This is a genomic window from Enterococcus sp. AZ078, from assembly GCF_051714985.1.
Taxonomy (GTDB): domain Bacteria; phylum Bacillota; class Bacilli; order Lactobacillales; family Enterococcaceae; genus Enterococcus_B; species Enterococcus_B hirae.
In genome coordinates this window covers 2,533,419-2,550,000 of record NZ_JBIOSW010000001.1, presented here as the reverse complement: position 1 = coordinate 2,550,000, position 16,582 = coordinate 2,533,419, and the positions used below count along the sequence as shown (strand labels likewise).

The window sequence follows — 16,582 nt, the reverse complement described above, 5'->3', positions numbered from 1 at the left end:
CACAGTGTGGTGGCGATAGCGAGAAGGATACACCTGTAACCATGCCGAACACAGAAGTTAAGCTTCTTAGCGCCGATTGTAGTGAGGGGTTGCCCCTTGTGAGAGTAGGACGTCGCCACGCAAATGGTGAAAAGCAGATGAATTTAGTTCATCTGCTTTTTTATTTGCATAAATTAAGAGAAAATAAAAAGTTAGGAATAATCGTATTTGGGATTGTTCCTAGCTTTTTTACAAACAAAGGTATATTAAAACAATGAAGATGGAAAAGCGAGGTATTCCTCCTATTTAGCTGGTTTTTAGTAAAAGATAAAAGGTGACAAAATTAAGTATAGTTAACAGGTTGATTGACGAAGTGAGGCTGCCAAGTAAAAAAATTGCACTGAAATTTGCAAACAGATTAAAGATAGACAGCTGGAAATACAAGTTACGCTACATATCAAAAGACAGTGTGTTAATTCCCCATTTTCTTTTTCTATCCTTTTAGAGAAAAAGGAGTAAATAATCCTCATGCTTCTACTTTTACCATAAAATACAAAAAAGTTAGGCATAAAGCAAGGGGAGAATTGGTCGGAGTAATCTATTCGAGTGAATGCGAACAAATTTTCGGTTTTTGATGAAAAAAAGCAATGAAAATGGTATGATAAAAGGGCATATAATTTTATAAAGCAGTACCTATTTTATAAAAATTATTCAAATAAAGCCGGATAAGGCATAAATTCATCTTGAGTAAAAAGGAGGACACTCGATGGTTAAATTCATCCATGCAGCTGATTTACATATCGATCGCTCTTTTGAAGGACTAGTAAATTTAGATAAATCGGTACAGGAAAAATTATTAGAGGTTAATTTAAAAGTTTTAGCAAATATTGTAGACAAGGCTATAATAAATGAAGTTGATTTTGTTTTACTTGCGGGAGATACCTTCCATCAAAATCGTCCTTCATTAAAAATCCAAAAACATTTTTTTGATCAAATCGAACGATTGAATGAAAAAGAGATTGCTGTCTATTTGACATTTGGAAATCATGATTATTATCAATCAGAGCGCTACTGGTTTACTTTTCCCGAAAATGTCCATTTATTTACTTCGGAAGAGGTAGAAACAAAGACATTTTTATCTAAAAAAGGGGAAAAGGTCGCCATCAGCGGGTTTAGTTATTTACACCAATGGATACAGGGAGATAAAGTTGCTGAATTTCCTTTACGACACTCAGTGGATTATCATATCGGTCTGTATCATGGCGAAATAGGGAGCAATCAGCGGGGAAACTATGCACCTTTTCAGCCGTCTAAAATGCAGGAAAAAGGCTATGATTATTGGGCATTAGGACATATCCATGTGCCAATGTCTTTAAACGAAAAAGAAACAATGAATTATCCAGGGGCACCTCAAGGCCATACCCAAAAAGAGCAGACAGCTAGAAATGTTTTATTGGTTGAATTGACCTCCAGTGAATGCCAGACGATTCCGCTAGAGGTCGCAGAAGTATACTGGGAGAGTAAGACCGTTTCTTTAAAAACAGCTCGGACTACGCAAGACGTGTTACAAGTGATCCAAGAGCAGTTAACTATGGGAAATCCAAAACTGACGTTGTTAGATTTAAAGGTAACAGAGTATCATCACTTGAACCAAGAAGTGATTGATCGAATCTATTCTGGCGAATTACTTGAGTATTTAATGGAAAAAATAGCCAACCTATCTACAAATTTACTTATTTGGCGTATATCTATTAAGGAAGATGAAAGAATGAATCGAGTATCGTTGAAGGTCTCACAGACATTAGTTGACCAACTCTTTGAAACTTATCGGGTAAGTGAAGATTTCCATCAGATTTTAGGTGAGATGTACAGTCATCCTGATGCGGTTCGCTTGATGAATGATTTACCTGAATATCAGGAAGGTACCTTGACTAAAGCCAAGGCAATACTGGAGCAAGATTTTGTGTTTGAGGAGGAAAGTATATGAGAATCCTTCGAATCGAAATAGCTGCATTTGGTAAGTGGAGACAAAAAACATTTGATTTTATTTCTGGAAATCAATTGATCTACGGTGAAAATGAAGCAGGCAAGTCAACGATTTACCAATTTATTCAGGCTGTATTATTTGGCTTCCCTTCAAAAGGAAAGAAGAAAAAAGACTATACGCCGAAAGATGGGGCTGCCTATGGTGGGAAAATTTGGTTAGAACATCCAGTTCATGGAGAAATACTAGTTGAACGTTACAAACAGCAAAATCGTGGGAAATCCAAAGTCCTTTTTAATGAGCAACAGGGAAGTGATGAATTATTAGAGAAATTACTTTCTCCACTAACAAAGGATTTATTTCAGCAGGTTTTTACTTTTCAACAAGAACAGTTAACTGAACTAGATCATCTACGAGAAAAAGAATTACATGATGCACTGATCTCATTAGGGATTACGGGTAGTTCGTATGTTTTTCAAAAAAGACAAGAATATTATCAGCAAGCCCAACAGCTTTTTAAGAAAAAAGGGCAGAAACTGCTTATCAATCAGAAATTGAATGAGTGGAAGAACCTTCAAGAAAGAGTCCATCAAAAACAAGAGCAGGAATCTTTTTTCGGTGAACTCGTTCGACAAGAACAAGCCTACAGTCAAGATCAAAGAGAGCTACAAAAAAAACTCCAAGAGATAAACGAAAAAATTTCTCAGATCAAGCAGCAAGATCTGAATTATTCTTTATACGAAGAGTGGCAAACACTTAAAGCCAATACCTTACCACAAGTTCCTGAAGAACAGTTGCTTTTAGACTTAGAGGAATTCACTAAACGCTACCAGCAGATGACGGAACGCCTAGATGAGCTCGAAGCTACTTTAGAAAAACATAGCGGAATGGATCAACAGTTGGCACGATATTATTTCTATTTGGAACAAGAGCAAGTACTAAAAGAATTGCAACAACAGCAAACACAAATCGAACATTGGCTGAATGAGTGGCAAAGACTCCAAGTGGAAGAACGAGAAATTGATTCAGAATTAAAAATTTTAGAACAAAGCTGGCAATGGCAACGGACACAAGACCCACAAGAATTTTTGCATACTGAAGAGTGGCAACAACTATTTTCTGAAAATCGTTTGTTGAAAGAACAAGTCAATCAATTATCAATCAGATCAGAAATCGTCTTAGAGCAGCAGCGGACGATTGAAGCGGAGATCAACCAATTAGAAGCCACACATCCAGAATTATTACAGTCGGCACCTTCAGAAGTTCGTTCAAAGAACAAAACACCGTTTGCTATTATCGGCGGATTCTTTTTTGTGGTGGGGATCTTCCTACCAATGCCTTGGAAACTAGGAGTCTTTTTATTAGCCTTAGGTACATTGGGGTATTCATTTTATGAAAGGAAATCACTGAATGGTCAGAAAAGTGATTTATCAGAAATCAAAGGTAAGTGGCAAGAAAAACTGGGACAATTAGACAATACGTTAGCCCAAATCGAAGAGATTAATCAAAGTAAAAACAAGCTAGTGATTGAACAACAAAAAATCCAACAAAAAGCTTTCGATTTTACAAAGGTCCATCACTTAGGAACGATGAATACCTTAGAAGCGATGAAGGAATATGGGCATGAAGTATCCGATTATCAAGACTTGTATAGCCGCTTGATCAAGAAACAAGAACGAGCAAATGAGATTCAACAAAAGTTGGTACAGCTTGATCGTCAGTTTGAATTGATTAAGGAATGGTTACCGTTACAAGATAAAGGAATCGCTGAAAAAATGGTGCTTTTAACGAACTTCATCCAAGAAATGGAGCAATTGAAATTCGCTAGAAGTTATCAACAAAATACACTATTGAAACAAGAAATCAACCAATTGAAAAAGAAACAAAAAAGTTTGATCGAACACTATAGCGGACAGATGGAACAGGTCGGACTTGCTTATCCATCCGAAGTAGCTGCTTATTTGCAAAAAGCGCAACAAACAAAAACACAACTTCAACGACTAAAAGAGTTGGATGAGATTCTCGCGCCACTTTTTCCAAAAAAACGGACACGGGAGCAATTAAGTACTGAACTGTATCATAATCAAGAGAAACAACGGCAGTATCAGTTTGAAGAAAAACAATTGATCGAACAACGTCAGCGGTTAAAGATCCAAATCGAGGAATTACAAAAAGATGGTACGTTGGATGAGATGTACCAAGAAGAAAGTTTATTGAGAGCACAACTGCAACAACTGATGGAACATTGGGGCGGTCTAATGGTCGCTGGGACTTTTTTAGGGGATCTGTCTACAGAAATGAGTGAACGTCAATTACCACAATTGTTAAAAGCTGCTGGTCACTATTTAGGAGTCTTAACACAAAATCATTACCAAGAGATTTTATTGAGAAATGATACTTTGACACTAACAGACGGTGTAACTGATTTTCCCATTTATGAATTATCTACAGGAACGAAAGATCAACTGATTATGGCCATGCGCTTTGCCTACCTATCGTTAGAATCAAAACGTTCGATTTGTCCAATCATCATAGATGACGGTTGGTTGCATTATGACCATCAAAGAAAATATCAATTAGCCAAATTGTTAGCTGATTTCGGCCAAAATTATCAAGTTATTTGTTTTTCTTCTGACCAAGAAATGGTAAGCTATTATCAGGAGCTTCAACAATCTGTGAATATATTAAAGGATGTATAAAGAATGAAAAAAATTCGTGAATTAGTTGTCGATGAACAATTTGAATTGTTTGTTTTAATTAAAAATGCTGATGTCAGAGTTGCGAAAAACGGAAAAAAATTTATTGCATTTACTTTTCAAGATACGTCTGGAACGATTGATGGCAAATATTGGGATGCTTCTGAAGAAGAGATCAACAAGTTTACTGCTGGGACAGTTGTTTTCTTAAGTGGGAAGCGGGAAATCTATCAAGGAAACCCACAAGTAAAGATTTTGCATATGCGATTGACTAAACTTGAAGAGCCAAGTGATCCTAGTTTTTATATGGAAAGGGCTCCTTTGAAAAAAGAAGAAATGGAAGAAGAAATCAATCAATTATTATTTGATATAACAAATGCTCATTGGAATCGGATTGTCCGTCATTTACTAAATAAATATCAAAAGCAATTTTTTGAATTTCCCGCAGCAAAACGGAATCATCATGCTTTTGCGAGTGGATTAGCTTACCACACATTGACTATGTTGCATTTAGGTAAAACGATTGCTGATGAATATCCAGAATTGAATCGATCGTTGTTATACGCAGGAATCATTTTACACGATCTCGGAAAAGTGATTGAATTATCTGGACCGATGAGTACGGAATATACTTTAGCGGGTAATCTAGTGGGGCATTTGGTACTAGTAGATGAAGAAATCACGAGAGCATGTATCGCATTGAAAATAAATGAAGCAGATGAAGATGTTTTGGTATTAAGACATATGGTCTTAGCACATCACGGCTTATTAGAATACGGATCGCCGGTTCGACCACGTATCATGGAAGCAGAAATCTTACATCAGATCGATAATCTCGATGCTTCAATGCAAATGATGTTGACGTCGATTCGTCAAACAGAACCTGGAAAATACACTGAACGGATTTTTGGAATGGAAAACCGTAGTTTCTATGTTCCCAAAGAACTATAGATAACTAAAGGCACGTAGCCTAACACGAACTACTTGTGAGCCTACGTGTCTTTATTATTGGAAAATTTATTTTGTTATTGATAAAAATCTACAATAGTGTAAGATTGTAGTCAGATGAGAAACCGTTTTACTAATAGGGGGAAAATAGTTAATGAATCATTATATCCAATCTCTTGGCGTTCAAAGAGATCCGCTATTTTTCTGGGTATTGGGAATTTTCTTCTCAGTATGTTTGTTGTATATGGCTTATAAATTGAGAAACAAATCCAAGATTGCTTTGATTACTTTAACGACTACGGGCGTCTTTATTTGTATTTTTGCTATGTTTGCAACGATCGTTACACTGATGACCAGAATCAGTTACTAAAAAACAGCTCTTTGTCAAAGTGAATAGGTAGCGAAAAAACATCAAAGTCAATCATTTACTTTGGTGTTTTAATATATGCTTATCTTTTATAAAAATAAGGTGGAAATCACGATCCTTCTTAGAAATTATAGCGTCAAAAAAAACAGACCTGGATAGGTCTGTTTTTTTCATCTTATTTGCTTGATGATTCAGTTGTTGATGATTCAGAAGTTTTTGTTGATTCAGTTGTTTTAGATTCAGAAGATTTTGTTGATTTTGTTTTAGACTCAGATGTATTGGTATTAGCTGTTTCCATAGTAAATGGCGTTAATACATTTTTAAAGGCATCATCTGTGACTTTTACATTTTCTTCTTTTAATACTTTAGCGATAATTTCTTTTTGTAGGTCTTGATCACTTTCTTTTGTATCTCGGGCGATTGATTCTAATTGTTTCTTGTATTTATTCATGTCATCGCCTTTATTTTGGTTTTTGACCATTTTTACAACATAATAATCTGTTGAGTATGAAGTTGTATTTGTCGCTGAGATAACGTCAGATACTTGACCATCTTTTAATTTGAAGGCTGCTTCTTTCACTTCAGTTGGAACATCTGTCGTTTGAGAGTCAAATTTGATTTTTCCGCCATCTTTTTTAGTTGCTTCATCGGTTGATTTTTCTTTTGCCAGTTTCGCAAAATCAGTTCCATCATCTGCTGATTTTTTCACTTCTTTTGCTTCATCTTCACTGCTTACTTTAATGATTTGTGCTTCAACTTCTGGATGGAAAGTTTTCCAAGCTTCTTTTAAATCTTTTTCTGTCACTTTGACGTTAGCACTTATACCAGCTTTTAATACTAAACTGCTTCTAAGTGCTTGTTTATATGAGTCTTCTGTATAACCAGCTGCTTCTAATTGTGATTTAAAGGTGTCACCGTAAGTTTCTTCATTCTTTTTGTATTCAGCATTGACATCTTTATCCGTTACTTTATCGCCATATTTATTTTCAAAGGCTTTGTAAATAATCATATTTTGAACTAATTGTTGGTTGTTTTGCGTATGTTTTGCTTCATTATAAAAATCTTCAACCGTGATAGTTCCGCCTTTCATTGTGGCGATGTCTTTATTTGTACTACCTGAACAAGCAGCTAATGCTAATACAGCTAGCGCACTAGTTGCAGCTAAAATTATTTTTTTCTTTTTCATTAAAATTGCTCTCCTGTGATTTATTATTATTCTTACAATAATAACTATACCATATCTATTTATTAATAAAAACGTTCTCGTGATAGTTTCAAATAAAATTCAAATTTTGATCACATTCCTAACTAAAAATTAAAAAAACAATAAAATTAAAATCAAAAGTGTTATAAAATTCTGCATTATTGCATGTCTTGTGGCAAATCATTTGTTAATTTTTCAACTTGTTCTTGGATTTGTGCAATTCTTGGTTCTGCTTGAAATTTAAAATTTTCAATATCTTTTTTCATTGATTCTTGAAAAGCGGGGATCAAAGTATTAGCTGTTTCTTTTGTGTCAACTAATGCTTGTTTGAAATTATTAAGACTGTTATTTAAATCATTTGTTAATTCCGTTGCTTCGTCTAGTTCAGCAATCAATTTTTTTCTGGTTTCGTTCCCGCTTCTAGGAGCAAATAACAATCCAGATATAGCTCCAACGGTCGTTCCAAAAACGATTCCTTTTAAAAAGTTTTTAATCAATGTTCTTCACCTGCTTTACAATGGTATGTTGAATTTGTTGCAATTCTTCCGCACTATATTCTGACTGATGGTTACCAAAGTGGATCGAAAAATCATCTTCTTTACTATAGCGAGGGACCAAATGGACATGTGAATGAAATACAGATTGATAAGCCAATTCACGGTTATTATTCAAGATATTTAGTCCTTGCATCTCAGGAAAAGCTTCTTCAATTGAACGAGCGATTTTAGGGATACGTGAAAAGACATCAGCTGCTAGTACTTCGTCATATTCAAAAATATCAGAAACGTGTTGTTTTGGAATAACTAGTGTGTGTCCTTTTGTCGCTTGGGATATATCTAAAAATGCATAGACTTTTTCGTCTTCGTAGATTTTATAACTAGGGATTTCTTGCTTAATAATTTTACAAAAGATACAGTTTTCCATAGGAAACATCCTTTCCATCAAACATATTATTTATGTTAACTTTACCATATGTTCAAAGATTTGTATGAAAAAAAATAAATTGACTTCGTTTTCTTCATGGTATAATAAAAACAATCGAACGACGGAGGAAAAATTATGAGTCTAATTGTGGAACATGTAACAGGTGGCTATGGACATCTACCTGTTTTAAAAGATATTAGTTTTTGTGTACAGCCTGGCGAAATGGTGGGATTGATCGGTTTAAATGGCGCTGGAAAAAGTACAACGATCAAACATATCATTGGCCTCTTAGAACAAAAAAAAGGATCTATCACGATTAATGATCTGAGTTTGAAAAAAAATACTGAAGAATACCGAAAACAAATCGGTTTTATACCTGAAACGCCTTCTTTATATGAAGAACTAACTTTAAGAGAACATATCGAAGTGACTGCGATGGCCTATGATATTCCAATCGATATAGCGATGCAACGAGCTGAGAAATTGTTACATACGTTTCGTTTAGAGAATCGTTTGGAATGGTTGCCAGCCAATTTTTCAAAAGGGATGAAACAAAAGGTAATGATCTTGTGTGCTTTCTTGATCGAGCCTTCTTTGTACATTATTGATGAGCCTTTTTTAGGATTAGATCCATTAGCAATCAATGCTCTTCTAGAACTAATGGTAGAAATGAAAAATGAAGGTTCAGGGATCTTGATGTCTACGCATATTTTAGCTACGGCAGAAAAATATTGTGATCGTTTTGTAGTTCTGCACAATGGAGAAATACGTGCAGATGGAACCTTAAAAGACTTACAGGAGGAATTCCGACTACCTGATTCTTCACTGGATGAAATTTATATCTCCTTGACAAAGGAGCAGGATCATGAATAATTTCTTTCAATTGCGATTAGCAAAACACCAGAAAAAAATGATGAAGTATTTGCGTTATGTACTAAATGATCATTTTGTATTGGTTTGCTTATTTCTATTTGGCGGAGTCGGCTTTTACTATTCAAACTGGTTAAAAACGTTAACGACTCCTTTTCAAATGGGTGGGATTATCCTTACGATCTTTTGGTTTATTTGTTTGTTTTTTGGTAAATTTGCCACTTTCACGCAAGCGGCCGATCTGGTTTTTCTACTACCGAAAGAAAAGGAGATGCATCAGTATCTCCAACGAGCTTTTCTTTATTCCAGTCTATTTCCTTTTCTGTTCTTAGGACTAGCTTGTGGCTTTTCAATGCCCCTCGTGGTTGTGACAACCGGGCGGCCTTTTTCTTTTTATTTCGTTTATTTACTGATTCTCTGGGGATTGAAGAGTAGTCAACTACAAATCAAACGAGTGGAGCTTTTCCGAATTGAAGAGAAAAAATTGATGGTATGGAAAGCTTCTTGGTATCTTTCGACATTGCTGATCTTGTTGCTTACGGTCTATGGATGGCTCTGGCTTGGATTGTTAGCTATGTTGATTCAATTAAATATTTACTTTTGGTTTTTATGGAAAAATATGACGTATCGGTTGGATTGGGAAAAAATGATACAAAAAGAAGAGCAACGTTTACATCAAATCTATCAATTCATCAATCTTTTCACTGACGTGCCGGAAATCACTTCTAAAGTCAAAAGAAGAAGGTATTTAGACCCGTTGCTTCAACATACGAAGAAAACGAAAGATAATACTTATTATTATCTTTATGTCAGAAGATTTATTAGAGGTTCTGATTTCAGTGGCCTTTTCTTACGCTTAGTGTTGATTGGAAGTATCTTGATTGCAGGTATTGAAGATGTTTATTTTATAACTGCTATTGGGGCGCTTTTTATCTATTTGATCGGATTCCAAGTGATTCCTTTATACAATCAATTTCGTTACATGACACTTGTCCAACTTTATCCAATCACGGAAAAGCAAAAAGAAGTTGCGCTGCAAAAGTTATTGTTAAATCTTTTGCTGATTGCCGCTAGTCTTTTTGGATTGATTGGTGCGATCGTATTAAATGGTCTAGACAAACTCATACCGATTATCAGTTATTTGATTGTCATCGGCTTGTTTATTAAAATCTATACACCGACTCGGATAAAGAAAATGAACGAATAAAAGAGGTGAAAAAACGAGAGAATAAGGCAGATTTGCTTTTTCTCTCGTTTTTTTGATAAAAGATGGTTTTTTAGAGAGGAATACAGGAAAAAAGAACGTATATGTGCTTGACGTTCGGGGCTTAGGCGACTAGAATAATAAGTACTGCAAATCATAGAGTTTAGAGGACGGGAGAATGCATGATGGAGTTTCAGTTAGACCAAGAATGGCGTTTACGCCCAATCAAAGGTGATACGGGAAAAACATACATAGGCATGCGCGATGAAGATAAGGTCTTTATTAAACGCAATACGACTCCAATGCTTGCTGCACTATCCCGAGAAGGAATTACACCAAAACTGGTATGGACGAAACGGACAGGAAATGGCGATACCTTAACAGCACAGGAATGGCTAGAAGGACGTTTATTAACTCCGACCGAGATCGGCCAGCGAAATGATGTTATTGATGTCTTGTATCATTTGCATCATTCTGCTTCACTTAAAACGATGTTGACTCGGATCGGTGGTAGAGTGATGACACCAGAAAAAATGTTGCAACAATATGAACTGGAGTTACCTGAGACACTCAGAAAGAATCGATTTTTACAAATCGTTCACCAGTTTTTGCGTCAACAAATTCCACAGATGGATAAAGAGAACTTTGCAGTTGTACACGGAGATGTCAATCATCGGAACTGGTTAGTGTGCAAAAATTATTTGTATCTAGTTGATTGGGATTCAATTATGTTTGCTGATCCAGCGGTGGATATTGCCACGATTTTAGGGAATTATGTTCCATTATCTAATTGGAATCAATGGCTCGTTACTTATGGGATTCGCCCAACGGATGAGATATTAGAAAAATTACATTGGTATGCTGCGATGAATCTTTTACAAGAGATTACCCGATATTGTCAGCGTGAAGATCATCGACGAATGAATGAAGAGATCTTACAGTTGAAAAGAATTTTTAGTGGTTGAGCAAAGAGTCAAAAAGAATGAGTACGGTGTACGAATAAAGCATTTATTGTCGATTATTTATTCAGAGTTAAGATCAGAAGAGTAGAACATCACTTGTCTGATCTTTATTTTTTTAGGAAAGAAAGGAATGGAGTTTTCATGCGTGTACGTAATCGTCCAGGTGCTGCTGAAATGCTAGCAGCGCATCCAGATCTAGTAATAAGTGAACCAACCAAGTGGAGAGGTAAGTGGAACGAACTATTTGGTAATGAGCAGCCGATCCATATTGAAATTGGTATGGGAAAAGGTCAGTTTATCACAGGAATGGCTAAGGCTCATCCTGAAATCAATTATATCGGGGTAGAAATGCAAGTCAGCGTTGTATCAATTGCTTTAGATAAATTAATTGAACAACCATTACCAAATTTAAAACTATTGCATGTTGATGGTTCAGCGTTGACGGAATATTTTGCAGATAGTGAGATTGATCAAATCTATTTGAACTTTTCTGATCCGTGGCCTAAAAAAAGACATGAAAAACGCCGGTTAACGTATCATACATTTTTAGCGGTGGATGAACAAATTCTACGCCCTAAAGGAGAAATCCATTTTAAAACAGATAACCAAGGACTATTTGAATATTCATTAGCTAGTTTTTCTCAATACGGCATGATCATCAAACAAGTATGGTTAGATTTACATCAAAGTAAATATGAAGGAAATATCATGACTGAATACGAAGAAAAATTTTCTTCAAGAGGTCAAAGAATCTATCGTGTTGAAGCTCAATTTCCAGATAAAACGAAGAAATAATGACTTCATTTAATCAAAAGCAACCGAAACATTTTTGTTTCGGTTGCTTTTTTTTTGTAGATGCAGCTGTTCGAGCAAGGAAAAATTGTAGGACAAAATATTTTCGTATTTATTTTATATAGAAGGTTCAATCAAGTTAAATTTAGAAAATGAAAATAAGCCTTTATCTGTGATCTTTAATTCGGGGATGACAGATAATGTTAAAAATGAAAGTGTTAAAAATGGATCGAATGATTGACTGGCACCTAACGCATGTGCTTCTTTAGTTAAGGAAACTAACTGCTCATTCACAGCTAAAAAAGGTTCTTGAGACATTAAGCCACCGATTGGTAAGGGTAAACAAGCCAACTCTTGACCATCTGCAACAGCGATCATTCCGCCACCTTTTTTGATTAATTGGTTTGCTGCTATTAACATATCTTCGTCATTCGTTCCCACCACGACGATGTTATGGGAATCATGCGCAACAGTTGTTGCAAGAGCTCCTTTCTTTAGTTGAAATCCCTTAACGATCCCAACACCAACATTTCCTGTTCGATGGTGACGTTCGATCACAGCAATTTTTAGTTGGTCGTTGGCAATTGAAGGAACAAAGACACCGTTTTTTGTGTCTACTTCTACGAGACAATCATTGGTCAATAAACTATTAGGAATGACTTCGATCATGTGGGCTTTTTCAGTACAAAGTGGTAAAGCAAAAGAATCGACCGTTAATGGTTTCACATCCATTTTTGGTAATTTTTGAGCATAAGTATTTTTTTGTCTCGGAAATTGTTCCAGATTCAATTGTGCATCCTCTACTACGATTTTTCCATTAGAAAAGACAGTATTGATTGGAAGAGTCGTTAAATCATTGGTTAAAAAGAAATCAGCTTGATAGCCAGGTGCGATGGCGCCTAGCTGACTTAAGCCAAAACATTCGGCCGCGTTTAGTGTGGCCATTTGAATAGCTTGTAATGGTTCCATTCCTAAATGGATTGCTTGGCGTATGATGTGATCGATAGAGCCTTCTGCAACCAGATCATCGATCAGTTTATCATCCGTGACAAATAAACAACGTCGTGAATTTTCTGGTGTTACAACGGGAAGGAGTGCTTCGAGGTCTTTTGCAACTGTCCCTTCTCGAATCATTAAATACATCCCTAAAGCTAGACGTTCTTTTGCTTCTTGTGCGTTAGTCGCTTCATGGTCGGTTTTTATACCAGCTGTCAAATAGACGTTTAGCTCATCTCCTTGAATACCAGCTGCATGACCATCGATTTTCATATTTTTCTCATGCATCAATTGTAATTTATCAATGATGGTTTTTTCGTTATTTGCAACAGCTTGGTAGTTCATCACTTCAGCAAGTCCCAACACTTCAGGACGATCAAGAAAAGGAATGAATGATTGGGCGTCTAGCACTGCGCCGCTTGTTTCAAAAGGTGTTACAGGAACGCAGGATGGCAGCATGATAAAAATATTCATTGGTACGGATTGGGCATCTTCAATCATAAAATCAAGCCCAATACTTCCTGCTACGTTTCCTATTTCATGAGGATCAGTAATTACCGAGGTGACGCCATGTAATAAAGAAATTTTTGCAAACTCGCTTGGAGATAAAAGTGAACTTTCGATATGCACATGCCCATCAATAAGTCCTGGTACGAGGTATTGATTTTTTGCATCATAGATTTCTTTGCCTTTGTATTGACCGATCCCCACGATTTTACCGTCACAAATCGCAACATCACCGGTTAGGATTTCTTTTGTAAAAACGTTGACGATTTGTGCATGTTTGATTACCAGATCAGCTGGTTCTTTTTTCCCAGCGACTAAAATATGCTTTGTTCGTAATGATTCCACCATGTTCCCTCCAAAATAAATTTTTAATAGTATAACATAAATTCGGATTTTGCCCATCTTTTAGCATTTAATGATACAAAAATAAAATAGTATTAGAAAAAAGACGTATGTTTTTTATGGAGGGGATAAGATGGATATAAAGGAGATATCAGATGATCTCATTAATGAAAGTTATAAAAAACGTGTTCAAGATATCTATATAATGCCTGATCAAACTGATTTCAATATTTATTACCGCTATAGTAAAAAACGAACATTCCAAAAAAGTATTGCATCAGATATTGGACAACAATTAATCTCACGCTTTAAATATTTAGGAGAGATGGATATCGGTGAGAGAAGAAAAGCGCAATTAGGTGCAATGACTTACGTCTTAAAAGAAAAAGAGGTCAGACTGAGACTGTCTTCTGTAGGTGATTACTTACAAAGAGAAAGTTTGGTGATTCGATTACTTTATGATTTGTCTGAAAAACAGTTCCGCTGTTTTTGTCCTGAGGATTTAAAGGTGATCAATGAGCGGAGTAAAAAGCGTGGGCTCTATTTGTTCAGCGGACCAGTTGGATCAGGAAAAACTTCTTTGATGTACTATTTGGCACAAGACAAAGAGGTACAAGTAATTACAATAGAGGACCCAGTAGAAATTGAAGAAACAGCCTTTTTACAATTACAAGTAAACGACAAAATCGAACAAACGTATGAGGAATTGCTGAAGCTTGCGTTACGTCATCGTCCAGATTTATTGATCATTGGAGAAATCAGAGATAGCAAGACAGCGAATGTAGCAATTCGAGCAGCGTTGACAGGTCACCGTGTATTTGCGACGGTTCATGCCCGCCATTTAGATGGAACAGAAGCGAGAATTCTTGAATTAGTTGGCAGAAGCGATGAGTTTTTTGAATGTTTATCTGGCGTAATCTACCAAGAAATCCTTTTAGACCAAACACAAGCAGCAGCGGCTTTATGGGGTTACAACTTTACCTACAATGATTTTGAGAGGAAAGGGTGGGACCAAAGCTATGAAGAAGCAAAAAATAGTCGCTGGCGATCGTTTGCCTTCTAAGAAAATGTCACTGAACCATCAAGCAAAGTATATTCGACTGATGGGGGAGTTACTTGACCATGGATTTAGTATTCAAGAAGCAACGGAAATATTGTTGAAGATCACACCTGTCCCCCATATTTATTTACAGCAAGGACACCGTTTATTGCAAGAAGGACATTCTTTTTATGAGGTTCTACAAGCATTGGGTTTTACTCAAGACAAGCTTGTGCAAATCGAGTTAGCCAGTGCGCATGGGAACTTGATCCAAACATTGAATGGGATGGCAGAACAATTTCGTCTCGTAGCAGAATTTCGAAAAGAATTAAAAAAGATGATCAGTTACCCGTGTTTACTGTGTTTGTTTTTATTAGGGATCTTAGTTGCATTACGCCAATTTATTTTGCCACAGTTATTAACTTCGGAAATGGTCATGGATACGCATTGGGGAATCCGATTCTTGCAGTCCTTTCATTGGTATGTTCTTCTTGTTTTACTATCTGTTGGTTTATTATGTCTGTTTATCAAGATCAGGCTCCTAAAAATGGATATGATTCAACGAGGGGAATGGTTCAGCAACAAACCATTGATTGGTTCGCTTTTTTCCCTCTACCAGTCTTCTTATATCGCTTTAGAATTTGGAAAATTATTCTACGAGGGATTAGAATTGCGCCAAATTATTTTTTGTTTGAAAGAAACAAAACAAGGGAGTTTGATCCAACTATTAGCATTTCGTCTGACAAAAGGGTTAGAATCAGGAATTTCTTTAGCACAGCAGTTTGAGACTTATTCATTTTTAACGGCTGAATTTAGTCAAATCGTTTTACAAGGGGAAGCAAAAGGAAACTTAGGTAAAGAACTTTTGTTTTACAGTAAATTAGCAAGACAGCATTTTTTCCAAAAGGTGAACCGTGGACTTTCATGGATACAGCCAGTCCTTTTTCTAGGAATTGCCAGCTTGATTCTATTGATTTATGCAGCAATTTTACTGCCGGTTTATGGCAACATTGAGGAGGTTTTATTATGAAATATCTAGTCAATTTCAGACGAAAACAATTAAGGAATGTTGAAAGTTTTACGTTGATCGAAATGCTGATCGTCTTATTAGTGATCAGCGCATTAGTTCTCTTGTTCATCCCTAATATTTCCCGCTATCGAGATCATGTCAATCGAGAAGGCAAACAAGCAGTGATGCAATTGGTCGATGCTCAAAAAGAATTGTACTCTTTGCAAAATAATGGGAAAGTCCCAACGATCGCAGAACTCTTAAAGGAGGGATATATAAAGCAAGAACATGCAGATGCCTATAACCAAAAATAAACCAATTTGCTTTACTGGTTATACTTTGATTGAAACCTTATTTGTTTTGACGATCACTTTAGGATTATTTCTATTCCCTTCACTTTCGGGCTCAGCTTGGCAAAAGCAGATGACAATAGAGCAATTTTTTGCACAATTTGAAAGTAGGATATATGCCACGCAGAAAATAGCCATTGTCAGCCAACAAGCTACAAGAATCTTTTACGATCAATCAAAGAATCAAATTGTTTTTGACGTACCCAATCCAAATCTCGGTTGGTCAACTTTAGAGGTGCCAGATGAAATTACTGTCCAACAGATGGAAAAGCTCATATTCGCTGCGGGAACCGGCAACGAAAGTTCATTGCAAGCCTATCGGTTCTATTGGACAAATAAAAGACAAACAATCGTTTATCAATTTCAGCTAGGGAGTGGCCGATATATTAAAAAAAACGAATAGACATGC

General features: G+C 36.0%; 15 protein-coding genes, 1 rRNA gene and 1 pseudogene. 13 read left to right on the top strand and 4 right to left on the bottom strand.

The window, feature by feature from the left end; translation table 11 throughout:
• Window positions 1–5 precede the first annotated feature (5 nt).
• The 5 genes and pseudogenes from rrf to IGJ18_RS11895 all read left to right on the top strand — a co-directional run bounded on the left by rrf (window position 6) and on the right by IGJ18_RS11895 (window position 5,977).
• Window positions 6–121, top strand: a 5S ribosomal RNA gene (gene rrf / locus IGJ18_RS11915).
• Window positions 122–745: 624 nt separating this feature from the next.
• Entirely contained in the window at window positions 746–1,966 is a 1,221-nt protein-coding gene (locus IGJ18_RS11910) for a metallophosphoesterase family protein (protein WP_088745263.1), read from the top strand.
• Window positions 1,963–4,682, top strand: a pseudogene (locus tag IGJ18_RS11905) (AAA family ATPase). The gene IGJ18_RS11910 and the pseudogene IGJ18_RS11905 overlap by 4 nt, the downstream one beginning before the upstream one ends.
• Complete coding sequence (locus tag IGJ18_RS11900) at window positions 4,666–5,610, top strand: 3'-5' exoribonuclease YhaM family protein (protein ID WP_010720909.1); 945 nt, start codon at window positions 4,666–4,668, stop codon at window positions 5,608–5,610. Before IGJ18_RS11905 ends, IGJ18_RS11900 begins: the two are co-directional and overlap by 17 nt.
• A 151-nt stretch (window positions 5,611–5,761) precedes the next feature.
• Window positions 5,762–5,977: a hypothetical protein gene (locus IGJ18_RS11895; protein ID WP_010720908.1), complete on the top strand. Its 216-nt coding sequence runs from the start codon at window positions 5,762–5,764 to the stop codon at window positions 5,975–5,977.
• 172 nt (window positions 5,978–6,149) lie between these two features.
• On the opposite strand, the gene IGJ18_RS11890 is transcribed toward IGJ18_RS11895, so the two are convergent.
• From IGJ18_RS11890 to IGJ18_RS11880, 3 genes are all read right to left on the bottom strand, one after another.
• Complete coding sequence (locus tag IGJ18_RS11890) at window positions 6,150–7,160, bottom strand: peptidylprolyl isomerase (RefSeq protein ID WP_010737066.1); 1,011 nt, start codon at window positions 7,158–7,160, stop codon at window positions 6,150–6,152.
• A gap of 176 nt (window positions 7,161–7,336) precedes the next feature.
• On the bottom strand, window positions 7,337–7,675 hold the full coding sequence (locus IGJ18_RS11885) for a YtxH domain-containing protein (RefSeq protein WP_010720906.1): 339 nt from the start codon (window positions 7,673–7,675) through the stop codon (window positions 7,337–7,339).
• The gene (locus tag IGJ18_RS11880) at window positions 7,668–8,102 is read right to left on the bottom strand and encodes an HIT family protein (protein ID WP_010720905.1); all 435 of its coding nucleotides are present in this window, start codon (window positions 8,100–8,102) and stop codon (window positions 7,668–7,670) included. The genes IGJ18_RS11885 and IGJ18_RS11880 overlap by 8 nt, the downstream gene beginning before the upstream one ends.
• A 135-nt stretch (window positions 8,103–8,237) precedes the next feature.
• Here IGJ18_RS11880 and IGJ18_RS11875 point away from each other — a divergent pair, with 135 nt between their 5' ends.
• The 4 genes from IGJ18_RS11875 (at window position 8,238) to trmB (ending at window position 11,933) form a co-directional block, all read left to right on the top strand.
• The gene (locus IGJ18_RS11875; protein WP_438843360.1) at window positions 8,238–8,975 is read left to right on the top strand and encodes an ABC transporter ATP-binding protein; all 738 of its coding nucleotides are present in this window, start codon (window positions 8,238–8,240) and stop codon (window positions 8,973–8,975) included.
• Entirely contained in the window at window positions 8,968–10,179 is a 1,212-nt protein-coding gene (locus IGJ18_RS11870; RefSeq protein WP_438843359.1) for an ABC transporter permease, read from the top strand. The genes IGJ18_RS11875 and IGJ18_RS11870 overlap by 8 nt, the downstream gene beginning before the upstream one ends.
• 179 nt (window positions 10,180–10,358) lie before the next feature.
• The gene (locus IGJ18_RS11865) at window positions 10,359–11,141 is read left to right on the top strand and encodes a phosphotransferase family protein (protein WP_010720902.1); all 783 of its coding nucleotides are present in this window, start codon (window positions 10,359–10,361) and stop codon (window positions 11,139–11,141) included.
• 138 nt (window positions 11,142–11,279) lie between these two features.
• The gene (gene trmB / locus IGJ18_RS11860; protein ID WP_010720901.1) at window positions 11,280–11,933 is read left to right on the top strand and encodes a tRNA (guanosine(46)-N7)-methyltransferase TrmB; all 654 of its coding nucleotides are present in this window, start codon (window positions 11,280–11,282) and stop codon (window positions 11,931–11,933) included.
• 114 nt (window positions 11,934–12,047) lie between these two features.
• On the opposite strand, the gene ade is transcribed toward trmB, so the two are convergent.
• Window positions 12,048–13,781, bottom strand: coding sequence for an adenine deaminase (gene ade, locus IGJ18_RS11855; protein ID WP_438843358.1), 1,734 nt, complete (start codon window positions 13,779–13,781; stop codon window positions 12,048–12,050).
• Between the two features lie 127 nt (window positions 13,782–13,908).
• On the opposite strand from ade, the gene comGA reads away from it, so the two are divergent.
• The 4 genes from comGA to comGD are packed head-to-tail and all read left to right on the top strand — an operon-like array spanning window position 13,909 to window position 16,576.
• Window positions 13,909–14,838 (top strand): competence type IV pilus ATPase ComGA, encoded by a 930-nt coding sequence (comGA, locus tag IGJ18_RS11850; RefSeq protein ID WP_438843357.1) that lies wholly within the window; start codon window positions 13,909–13,911, stop codon window positions 14,836–14,838.
• On the top strand, window positions 14,795–15,844 hold the full coding sequence (gene comGB, locus IGJ18_RS11845; RefSeq protein ID WP_010737072.1) for a competence type IV pilus assembly protein ComGB: 1,050 nt from the start codon (window positions 14,795–14,797) through the stop codon (window positions 15,842–15,844). The genes comGA and comGB overlap by 44 nt, the downstream gene beginning before the upstream one ends.
• Complete coding sequence (gene comGC / locus IGJ18_RS11840; RefSeq protein WP_063627553.1) at window positions 15,841–16,137, top strand: competence type IV pilus major pilin ComGC; 297 nt, start codon at window positions 15,841–15,843, stop codon at window positions 16,135–16,137. Before comGB ends, comGC begins: the two co-directional genes overlap by 4 nt.
• Window positions 16,112–16,576 carry a competence type IV pilus minor pilin ComGD gene (gene comGD / locus IGJ18_RS11835; RefSeq protein WP_411245124.1) on the top strand — a complete coding sequence of 155 codons (465 nt, stop codon included), beginning with the start codon at window positions 16,112–16,114 and terminating at the stop codon, window positions 16,574–16,576. Before comGC ends, comGD begins: the two co-directional genes overlap by 26 nt.
• Window positions 16,577–16,582: the final 6 nt, after the last annotated feature.